Annotated in this window: 10 protein-coding genes; 1 reads left to right on the top strand and 9 read right to left on the bottom strand. The window is 54.8% G+C overall.

The window, feature by feature from the left end; all coding sequences use genetic code 11:
* Positions 1-34: 34 nt before the first annotated feature.
* The gene (gene sugE / locus TH19_RS21375; protein ID WP_114104390.1) at positions 35-355 is read right to left on the bottom strand and encodes a quaternary ammonium compound efflux SMR transporter SugE; all 321 of its coding nucleotides are present in this window, start codon (positions 353-355) and stop codon (positions 35-37) included.
* Positions 356-617: 262 nt separating this feature from the next.
* Here sugE and mobA point away from each other — a divergent pair, with 262 nt between their 5' ends.
* On the top strand, positions 618-1,250 hold the full coding sequence (gene mobA / locus TH19_RS21370; protein ID WP_114104389.1) for a molybdenum cofactor guanylyltransferase MobA: 633 nt from the start codon (positions 618-620) through the stop codon (positions 1,248-1,250).
* A gap of 36 nt (positions 1,251-1,286) precedes the next feature.
* Here the strand turns inward: mobA and TH19_RS21365 are convergent, their stop codons facing one another.
* The 8 genes from TH19_RS21365 to TH19_RS21330 form a co-directional block, all read right to left on the bottom strand.
* The gene (locus tag TH19_RS21365; RefSeq protein ID WP_147250809.1) at positions 1,287-2,138 is read right to left on the bottom strand and encodes a hypothetical protein; all 852 of its coding nucleotides are present in this window, start codon (positions 2,136-2,138) and stop codon (positions 1,287-1,289) included.
* Between the two features lie 87 nt (positions 2,139-2,225).
* Positions 2,226-3,113 (bottom strand): SEL1-like repeat protein, encoded by an 888-nt coding sequence (locus tag TH19_RS21360; RefSeq protein WP_258548076.1) that lies wholly within the window; start codon positions 3,111-3,113, stop codon positions 2,226-2,228.
* A 104-nt stretch (positions 3,114-3,217) separates the two neighbouring features.
* Positions 3,218-5,434, bottom strand: a complete 2,217-nt coding sequence (locus tag TH19_RS21355) for a methyl-accepting chemotaxis protein (protein ID WP_114104387.1) — start codon at positions 5,432-5,434, stop codon at positions 3,218-3,220.
* 270 nt (positions 5,435-5,704) lie between these two features.
* Complete coding sequence (locus tag TH19_RS21350) at positions 5,705-7,459, bottom strand: ABC transporter substrate-binding protein (RefSeq protein ID WP_114104394.1); 1,755 nt, start codon at positions 7,457-7,459, stop codon at positions 5,705-5,707.
* A 137-nt stretch (positions 7,460-7,596) separates the two neighbouring features.
* A complete protein-coding gene (locus TH19_RS21345) occupies positions 7,597-7,869 on the bottom strand; it encodes a DUF2160 domain-containing protein (protein WP_114104386.1) in 273 nt (90 codons plus the stop codon).
* A 24-nt stretch (positions 7,870-7,893) separates the two neighbouring features.
* Complete coding sequence (locus tag TH19_RS21340) at positions 7,894-8,697, bottom strand: carbohydrate ABC transporter permease (RefSeq protein WP_114104385.1); 804 nt, start codon at positions 8,695-8,697, stop codon at positions 7,894-7,896.
* A 1-nt stretch (position 8,698) separates the two neighbouring features.
* A complete protein-coding gene (locus TH19_RS21335) occupies positions 8,699-9,571 on the bottom strand; it encodes a carbohydrate ABC transporter permease (protein WP_114104384.1) in 873 nt (290 codons plus the stop codon).
* 14 nt (positions 9,572-9,585) lie between these two features.
* Positions 9,586-10,680, bottom strand: a complete 1,095-nt coding sequence (locus tag TH19_RS21330) for an ABC transporter ATP-binding protein (RefSeq protein ID WP_114104383.1) — start codon at positions 10,678-10,680, stop codon at positions 9,586-9,588.
* Positions 10,681-10,692: the final 12 nt, after the last annotated feature.

Here is a 10,692-nt window from a genome sequence, read left to right as displayed (position 1 = left end):
CTGCCCCGTTTTGTTTTGTCGATTTGCCGGTTATTCAGGCCGGGCTGAACAGTTTCAGCAAGATAATCCCTCCAAGGATCATGCAGATCGCAATCAGGCGGCCGATGCTGGCGGCCTCGCCCAGCATGACGATGCCAAAAATCACTGCACCAACCGCACCAATGCCGGTCCAGATGGCATAGGCGGTGCCAAGCGGAATGGTGCGCATGGCAAGCGCCAGCAACCAGAAACTTCCCATCATGGTCACGATGGTAAAGACGGTCGGGATGGGTTTGGTGAAACCTTCGGAATATTTCAGACCAGATGCCCAGCAAACTTCCAGAACACCGGCAATGATCAATGCAATCCAGGCCATGGGTGGCCTCCTTTCTTAAGGGGCCGTCCCCATTGGTCCTATAACGAAGCCCGGTCGTCCGGGGTTCGGGCGGCAAGCCGCAATGTCTGGGGAAAATGGTATGTCAAAAGGCAGGGTGGGACAATTGTAAAATGCGGCGCTGCAGCATGAAAATAATGCATGACCGAACGATCATCCTGACAAGCATGGGTGCGAAGGCAATTGCTTTGGGCTATGATGGCTAGATGTTTGATATTTCGTCTGAAAAGCCATTTGGAAATCGATGTCACAAGAAGCCCGCAACCCCGACAATCATGCCGTAGTCGCGCTTGGGATTATCCTTGCCGGTGGCGAAGGGCGCCGGATGGGCGGGGACAAGGCCTTTCGCGAAGTTGGCGGGCGGTCCTTGATGGCAATGGCGATTGAAACAGCACAGCTTCAATGTGATGCCGTGATGATTTCATCGAACCAAACACCGGATGTCTTTTCCCAATTCGGTTTGCCGGTGGTGGCAGATGTCCCGAAGCCGGGGCAGGGGCCGCTTGGCGGGGTATTGGCCGGATTAGGGGCATTGCCCGACGGTATTGACTGGCTTGTGACATTTCCGGTGGATTGCCCGATCTTGCCTGCCGATCTTGTGATCAGGCTGATTTCGGCGGCGAGTGATGCCGGTGTTGGGGCTGCTTTTGCCCGCCATGCCGGGCGTGATCATTATCTTTCATCGGCTTGGCATCGCGATAGTGCGTCTGTTATTGCGGACTTACTTGGTCGTGAGGAACGGCGTGTGCGCGGGCCACTTGTTGCAATGAATGCGGTTGCCGTTGATTTTGATAGTTCCGATCAGCCAGCGCTTTTTGCCAACGCCAACACCCCCGACGATCTGACATATCTTGGCGCCATCCTTGGTGCATCATAAGGCCACCGGATGCCGTGCCGGGTAAGCCGCCACGGATCAGTGTTTCGGATTGTTCCAGCGGGTATAGAATGCCTCAAGCTCCTGACGGTTTTCGGGGCTGGTCAGTAGGGCATTAACCGCATCAATGATCTGTTTGGCCTGCTGTTTGTCACCGCTACATGAAATCGGAAGCGAACGGGTCGGTACGCCCATGATTGGTACCGGGATGGCAGTCCGCTCAAGATTGCCCACTTCGCGGTAGTAACTGACATTCACCTGATAGGTGATGAAGCCATCAATCCGCCCGACATCAAACAACCTTACCGTCATTTCGGTTGTTCCGGCACTTTGGGTCATTTTAGAGCTCATGAAATCCTGAACGCCGGGGACCAGTGCCTCGTCAAAGCGGAAGCCGACCGGCATACCGATCGACAGTCTGTTTTGTTGAGCAAGAAGTCCCAGATCAACCGATCCTTCCCGCATCGCATATCGCAGCTCGGGGAGCTTTTCGGGTGAGATAAAAAGTCGAAGCGGATGAATTTCAAGGATCGGACCAGAAAAGGTCAGAAAATCCCGCCGATGGGGACTGTCATAGAGAAAATTCGAACAGATGAATTCCCCCTTGGCCATGTCATCAAGTGCCTTGGGGATCGGGATCATCCGTTTTTCATGACGATATTCCGTCAGATGATCAATAAACCAGTCTGTCGTAAGTTGCAGATACCCATCACCCGCAGACGGACCTTCGATGATGACAGCCGGGGCCGATGGTGCCAGTTGCCAGACAATCAACGGATCATCGGGTTCGGCGGCATTGGCAAATTGGGTAACGATCAAAAGCAGGGGCGCGCAAAGGAACCGGCATCCTTTTCGTCCGCAAACCGCAAGATATCGTATCACTGATCCCACGCCACATCCCCGCATTCGTGCATTAGGATTATGTGTTAATCAGGGATGCGATATCAAGTCAGAATGCCAATCGGACAAGGCCGTATTTCACTTTACGGAGCATGCCTGCCAAGGCGTCCAGGGCTTATAATTTTCAAAGAAACTGGCAAGGAATTGATCAACCCGTTCGCGGTTGGCAGCACGTGCCGTGGGATCAAGGTCCTTGTCAAATTGTGCGCAATTCTTTTCAACCGCATCGCCGATGGACTTCCAGTCGACATGTTCGTTATGGCCCGGCAATCCGGTTGCGACTGCACACCAGCCAACGGCCTCGGCGGTATCCTCGACCGATCTTGCTTCCTCGGCAAGATAGGCGGCAGCCCGCATTTCGCCACGCTGGGCAGCTGCGCGCAGATATTGATAGCGCCCGCTGTCAGTTTTGGTGAAACGGTTGGCCAGAAGGGTTGCCGCACGCGGATCGCCAAGTTCCCATGCTTTTTCAAGCAATGCCTTGGCATCATCGGCTTTGCCCTGATCAAGTGCGTCAAGCGCCAGCCACAGCATCGCCTGCGTTTCGCCCTGATCCGCACTTTGTTGATAAAGCGCGCGGATATGGTCCTTGGGTGCACGCGATGCTTCTAGTTTGCGCGCCATGATGATGCTGGCATCGGCTTGCAGGTTCAGAGCAGCCTTTTGCATCATGTCCCAGCCGTCTGCTTCGTTGGCGGTCATGCCTGCGCCATTGATCATCTGACAAGACAAAAGATATTGCGCAGTAGCATCGCCGTTTTCGGCAAGCGGGGCAAAAATGCTTGCCGATTTTTCAAACTCGCCATGGCGATAGGCCGTCATGCCATCATCAAGTGCCGATGCAGCCATCGCCGGTGCAAAGGCCGTGACTGACAAAGTGGCAAGCACCATGGCAGACGGCGCCAACCGGCGGCGCGATGCATTGATACGGGGCAGAGACGACAAGCGGGAAATGATTTTTTTCATGGTGTTCTGTCTAACATCTTTGCTGCGATAAGGTGGTAAAAAAGTACCGGAACCAGATGACATATTCGGGGTCGGACAGGCCATCTGGCTCCGGTCAGGTGCGCTCATCGCAGGGAGGAAGAATTGAATATCGGCACATGTGACTGATGTGCTGGTTGTTCGGATCGAATGGATGCCAGAAATTCACGGACGCGTGCGCCAAGATCATCGGACTGTGTCCGCAAGCGATCAGTTGCCAGTCGCAAACCATCCACAGCCTGAAGGTTATCATCCGCAGCACTACTGACCTGTGCGATGGTGCCATTCATTTCACTGGCAGCGGTGGCTGATTGTTCGACATTGCTGGCGATCTCGGCGACGAAATTCTGTTGGTCGCTGACCGCCTCAGACATTTCGCCAACGGTTTCATGAATGCCGGTGATGCTGTCTCGGATGCCTGCAATCGCCTGTACCGCGATGCCCGTCGTGGATTGAATTTCCGTGATCCGTTCGGCGATGCGGTCGGTGGCCGATCCGGTCTGATTGGCAAGGTTTTTGACTTCCTGGGCGACCACGGCAAATCCCTTGCCTGCTTCACCGGCACGGGCAGCCTCGATAGTGGCATTAAGCGCCAAAAGATTGGTCTGGGCGGCGATATCCTGAATAAGGTTCAGGATTTCACCGATCTCCTGCGCGCCGGTTTCAAGTTCATGCATGGTGGCGTTGGTGCGCTGGGCGGCTTCGACGGCACTTGTCGCGGCCCCCACCGATTGCCGGGCGCGATGCCCGGTATCACGCACCCGGTCAGACAGTGATTGGGCAGCATCGGAAACAGACGCCATATTGATTGAAATTTCTTCGGACGCCCCGGCAACGCCGGTGGCATTGGTCGAGGCAATCTGGGCGTGATCGCGAACCTGATTGGATGTGGCCTGAATGTTTTCGGCCTCGCGGGCGACGTCTTTTGCGACCTGCATGATCGATGCCTCGAATGCATCGGCCAGATCAAGCATATCCTGACGGCGTTTGGCCTCGGCCAGTTCGCGTTCACGGGTAACTTTTTCCTCGGCCTGTTGGGCGGCAAGGCTGGTTTCACGGAATTGTCCAAGGATTTCGGCCATGCGACCGATTTCGTCGCGACCGGTGTCCTTGACCTCTGTGCTCAGATCACCATTGGCAACCTTGCGCATGGCGTCAATCACCCGAAGCAGACGCTTGATCAGGTTCCTTCGCACATAAAAGATCAGGATTGCCAGCGATATCACCAGAACCGAAAGCCCGATAATCGCGATCAGGCGCTGATCCTTGACCACCTGTGACAGGGCGTTGGTTGCATTGTGATCAACCTCGGCCCGCTTGCCATCAACCATAAGCGAGATGGATTGTGAAAGGGCCTCGGCCGTTGCAAGGGTGGCATCAAGGGTCTGTTCCGTGCGGTACTGGTTGTCCCATTCCGTTTCACGCAAATCAAAAACGCTGTTACTGCCTGCACCATATGCCAGTAGCGCCTTGGCAAGATCGCGGATTTTTTTGCCATCGTCATTGTCGGGAAGTTTTTCCAGCGCATCGGTAATGCGCAGTTCCGCCCAGCTCCACTGGTTGCGAACCTCGTCCATGGCTTCGCCTTCTGGGACGGCAATCGCCGCGGTCAGCATTCCAAAGGCAAGGTTCACATTGGCGCGGATTTCTGCAATCAGCTGTGAGAATGCGATGGTTTCTTCAAGCTTGGCGGCGGCATCGCTGTTGCCATTTGACACGCGCGAGATGCCTCGCGCGACATCAATATCAACAACCTCGATCAGCGGGCTGATGAATTCCGACAGATCACCATAGGCAAACATCATATCAAGCGTCAGGTCACCACGCAGTTTCTCGATTTCAAGACGCTTGGTTGTCAGGGCGTGAAGGGTGTCACGACGGGCGACGATATCGTCAAGCTGTGCGGTCAGGGTCGCAACCGCGTCAACCAGTTGCGGTTCCGGGGCGCTGTCATTTGGTGCACCATCTTCGCCGGTGGCGTCCGGGACTGGCGGCGCGATATCAATCATTACCGGTTCGGGATTTGCATCGGCGATTTCGGTCAGACGCGCACGGGCATCGCTGATCAACTGATCAAGGCTGCTTTCGGTTTGCGTCAACTCATCGACATTGCGCGAAGCCGCCAGAACAGGCGCTTGTGCGGCAAGACCGACACCGTTCATTGCCAGCTCCATCTGGCGAATGATTGAAGGCAGACTGTTGGTCGTGATATCGGCGACAAGATCGCGGCTATTGCCAAAAGAGACCCACGATACGACCGATGAAATGCCGGCCAATACCAGAATCAAGGCAAAAGAAGCCATTAGCCTGCCTTGAATGCCAAGGCCGGCGCGTCGTTTATTGATGGCGCTATTCACTGTTTCCTCCCTGTCTTGCCCGCTGTTTGATGATCGTTTGGGCAGACATTCCCGGTTCGGGACATATGCATCCGTTGTTCGGATGTCTCGGGTTCTTGTGTGGTCAATGACCTAATGGAATAGGCTTTGGTAAAATGGTTTGGGTAATAAAATTAAGGTTTCGGGCGGGACGGCCGGGGATGAAAAACATCCCCGGCACCCCCAGTAGTGTGGCTCTTAGTTCTTCTGAGCCGCACGCCATTCCGCGATCAGATCGTCATATTTGACGGTCTCACCCTGCGGTTTTTCGTTCGCCAGTTTCGGCTTCGGTGCACCGGGCTGGTCGAACCAGTACTGTGCATCACGTTCTTCGTTCAGTTTCGGTGCGCATTCGCCACCGATACCTGCACGTTCCAGACGCTGCATAACGCGGTCCATCGCAGTTGCAAGGTTATCCATTGCTTCCTGCGGGGTGCGTTCGCCGGTTACAGCTTCGGCAACGTTCTGCCACCAGAGCTGAGCCAGTTTCGGATAATCCGGAACGTTCGTACCGGTCGGCGACCACTGGACGCGGGCCGGGGAACGATAGAACTCGACCAGACCACCCCAGTTCGGTGCGATATCGGTCATTTCCTGGGTATCCAGGTCAGACTGACGGATCGGGGTCAGACCGGTCAGGGTCTTTTTCAGCGATACGGATTTCGAGGTAACGAACTGTGCATAGAGCCATGCAGCTTTACGGCGCTCAAGCGGGGTGGACTTCATCAGAGTCCAGGAACCCACGTCCTGATAACCAAGCTTCATGCCTTCTTCCCAGTACGGGCCGTGCGGGGACGGGGCCATACGCCATTTCGGCGTGCCGTCTTCGTTCACAACCGGGGTGCCTTTTTTCGCCATGTCTGCGGTAAAGGCGGTGTACCAGAAGATCTGCTGTGCGATCTGGCCCTGTGCCGGAACCGGACCAGCTTCACCGAAGGTCATGCCAGCTGCTTCTGCCGGAGCATAAGCCTTAAGCCAGTCAATGTATTTGGTCAGTGCGTAAACAGCCGCCGGGCCGTTGGCAGCACCACCACGGGTCACGCTTGAACCAGCCGGGGCGCAACCTTCAACGCGGATGCCCCATTCGTCAACCGGAAGACCGTTCGGAAGACCCTTGTCGCCAGCACCAGCCATCGACAGCCACGCATCGGTAAAGCGCCAACCCAGCGACGGGTCTTTTTTACCGTAATCCATATGGCCATAGACTTTCTGACCGTCGATTTCCTTCACGTCGTTGGTGAAGAATTCAGCGATGTCTTCATAGGCCGACCAGTTAACCGGAACGCCAAGGTCATAGCCGTATTTGTCTTTGAACTGCTTCTGCAGGTCTGCACGCTGGAACCAGTCATAACGGAACCAGTAAAGGTTCGCGAACTGCTGGTCAGGAAGCTGATAAAGCTTGCCATCCGGGCCGGTGGTGAAAGACAGACCGATGAAATCTTCGAGATCAAGGGTCGGAGAGGTAACGTCTTTACCTTCGCCGGACATGAAGTCAGACAGCGGCACAACCGCGTCGTAACGCGAATGGGTGCCGATCAGGTCCGAGTCATTGATATAGGCGTCATAGATGTTACGGTTCGACTGCATCTGGGTTTGCAGTTTCTCGATAACGTCGCCTTCGCCGATCAGATCATGGGTCAGGTTGATCCCGGTGATTTCCGAGAAAGCCTTGGCCAGAACCTTGGACTCATATTCGTGCGTGGTGATGGTTTCAGACACCACGTTGATGTCCATGCCACGGAACGGCTCGGCTGCCTTGATGAACCATTCAAGTTCGGCCATCTGGGCATCTTTGTTCAGGCTCGACGGCTGAAACTCGCTATCGATCCATTTTTTTGCCGCGTCAGTATACTGGTCAGCCATTGCCGGGTTTGCCAGCACAGCAAGACCAAGAGCGACTGCAACGGCACTGCCTTTAATAACGCTCGAAGCGCCTTTGGCTTTAACGATCATGTCGTTTTCTCCCTGGTTGTCTTCCTTTTGCTCATCCGGATAAAACCCGGTCATCAACGGCAGGGGAAGACAGACAACCCACCGCGATGAATATCAAAGGAACGGCACTGCAACGATCACAGCACCGTTCCCCATGATCATCCCCAGCGCATCACAATGACGAGCCAGGCCAGTGCGATTACCGAACCGATCCAAAGCGCGATGTCGGTAAATGCCAGCCATCCAAGATGGATGTAAGCCGCACCCAAAAGACTGATAAACAGACGGTCACCGCGCGTGGTGGTCAGCGGCAAGAAGCCGCGCCGTGGAACGGTTGGTGATACCGCCTGCCAAATTCCCATTCCGATCAGCATCAATATGATGCAGCTGAAAAACACAGCGGTAATCGGGGTCCAGGCCATCCATGCCATGTTGAAATTCCTCCTGTTTTCCGATTACACGCGACCCATGGCGAAACCTTTGGCGATGTAGTTGCGAACGAACCAAATCACCAAGGCACCCGGGACGATTGTCAAAACACCTGCTGCGGCAAGAACACCCCAATCAAGGCCCGACGCCGAAACGGTACGGGTCATGGTTGCTGCGATCGGTTTGGCTTCGACCGATGTCAGGGTGCGGGCCAGAAGCAGCTCAACCCAGCTGAACATGAAGCAGAAGAAGGCCGTAACACCGATGCCCGAACGGATCAGCGGCAGGAAGATCGTGGCAAAGAAGCGCGGGAACGAGTAACCATCCACATAGGCGGTTTCATCGATTTCCTTTGGAATGCCCGACATAAAGCCTTCAAGGATCCAGACTGCCAGCGGCACATTGAACAGGCAGTGTGCAAGGGCCACAGCAATATGGGTGTCAAACAGGCCGACACTTGAATAAAGCTGGAAGAACGGCAACAGGAACACGGCCGGCGGTGCCATACGGTTGGTCAGAAGCCAGAAGAACAGATGCTTGTCGCCGGTAAAGTTGAACCGCGAAAATGCATAGGCAGCGGGCAGGGCGACGACGAGCGAGATCACAACGTTGATCCCGACATAAATCATCGAGTTGATATAGCCCGTATACCATGCCGGATCGGTCAGGATCGTCGCATAGTTGGCCAATGTCGGATTATCCGGGAACAGGGTCATTGCGCCCAGGATTTCCGTATTGGTCTTGATCGACATGTTGAACAGCCAATAGATCGGCAGCAACAGGAACAGAATGTAAAGAAGAAGTCCGATATGTCGTTTCTGGAACTGCATTTTATTGTTCCCCCTGCTTTCCGGCGTTCATCACGACGGTATAGAAAACCCAGCAAACCAGCAGAATGATCAGGAAGTAGATCAGCGAGAAGGCCGCTGCCGGACCAAGGTCAAACTGACCAACTGCCATCCGGGTCAGGAACTGGCTGAGGAAGGTGGTTGCGTTGCCCGGACCACCACCCGTAAGGACGAACGGTTCGGTATAGATCATGAAGCTGTCCATGAAGCGCAGCAGAACGCCAATCACAAGAACCGACTGCATTTTCGGAAGCTGGATAAAGCGGAACACAGCCCAGCGTGATGCACCGTCAATCTTGGCCGCCTGATAATAGGCATCCGGGATCGACCGCAGACCGGCATAGCACAGCAGAACAATCAGGCTGGTCCAGTGCCACACATCCATGACAAGAACGGTGACCCAGGCATCCATCGGGTTCTGGGCATAGTTGTAATCAATCCCCATCAGGTTGATCAGATAACCACCAAGCCCGATATCGGCACGGCCAAAAATCTGCCAGATGGTGCCAACCACGTTCCATGGAATAAGCAGCGGCAGGGCAAGCAGAACCATCGATGCCGATACGCCCCAGCCTTTGCGCGGCAGGGTCAGGGCAACTGCGATGCCCATCGGAATTTCGATGAACAGAACGCTAAGCGTATAGATGATTTGACGGATCAGGGCATCATGCAGGCGGCTGTCGCCCAGAACCTGTTCGAACCACTCGGTTCCGACAAAGAAACGGGTTTGCGGATCAAAAATGTCCTGAACGGAATAGTTCACAACCGTCATCAGCGGGATGATCGCGCTGATGGCGACGATAAAGAACACTGGCAGGACGAGGAACCAGGCCTTGTTGTTGGTAATCTTGTTCATTTCCCCATCCCCCCTTACGCGACCAACTGACTGTCGGCGTAAAGCTTGGTCCATTCCGGTGCAAAGCGCAGAATGCCGGACTGCCCGACAACCTGTTCATCTTCGCCAAGCTTGACCTTGATTTCCGACGCACCAAACCGGGTGGTCGCGATCTTGTATTGACCAAGGTCCTCGACCTTGACGATGTTGACTTCAACGCCGTCGCTGCCTTTGGTCGAACCAGCGGTTTCAAGGGTCAGGAATTCCGGACGAATGCCCAACTCGATCTTGCCGCTTTGTTTGGAAATGGCCGCAAGGTGACGGTCCGAAAGACCGATACGCTGACCATCGACCCAGGCTGCACCATCATCGATCTTGCAATCCATGATGTTCATGCCGGGGCTTCCGATGAAGTAGCCGACAAAGGTATGGGCCGGATTTTCAAACAGTTCCTGCGGGGTGCCAAGCTGTACGACCTTGCCGCCATACATGACGACAACCTTGTCCGCAAAGGTCAAAGCTTCGACCTGATCATGGGTGACATACACCATGGTCGGGCGCAGCTTGTTGTGAATTTCCTTAAGTTTGCGGCGCAGAACCCATTTCAGATGCGGGTCAATCACCGTCAGCGGTTCGTCAAACAGGATGGCCGAAACATCGTCACGGACCAGACCACGCCCAAGCGAGATCGTCTGTTTTTCATCGGCACCAAGGCCACGGGCCTTTTGTTTCAGCTTGCCGGTCAGATCAAGCATTCCGGCGATTTCACGCACACGGGCATCAACGCGTTTTTCGTCAACACCGCGGTTGCGCAGCGGGAATGCAAGGTTGTCATAGACCGTCATGGTGTCATAGATGACCGGGAACTGGAAAACCTGTGCGATGTTGCGGTCTTCCGGTGCCAGATTGGTGACATCCTTGCCATCAAACAGAACCTGACCATGCGACGGCGTCAAAAGGCCGGAAATAATGTTCAGAAGGGTGGTCTTGCCACAGCCCGACGGGCCAAGAAGGGCGTAGGCCCCGCCGTCTTCCCAGACATGTTCCATGCGACGAAGGGCATAATCCTCGTCCGTTTTCGGATCGGGGAAATATGAATGCGCAAGGCTTTTAAGATCAATACGTGCCATTTTTCTGTCTCA

The sequence above is a fragment of the Thalassospira profundimaris genome, assembly GCF_003326675.1.
Classification (GTDB): domain Bacteria; phylum Pseudomonadota; class Alphaproteobacteria; order Rhodospirillales; family Thalassospiraceae; genus Thalassospira; species Thalassospira aquimaris.
This window is presented reverse-complemented; position numbering and strand designations above follow the sequence as displayed.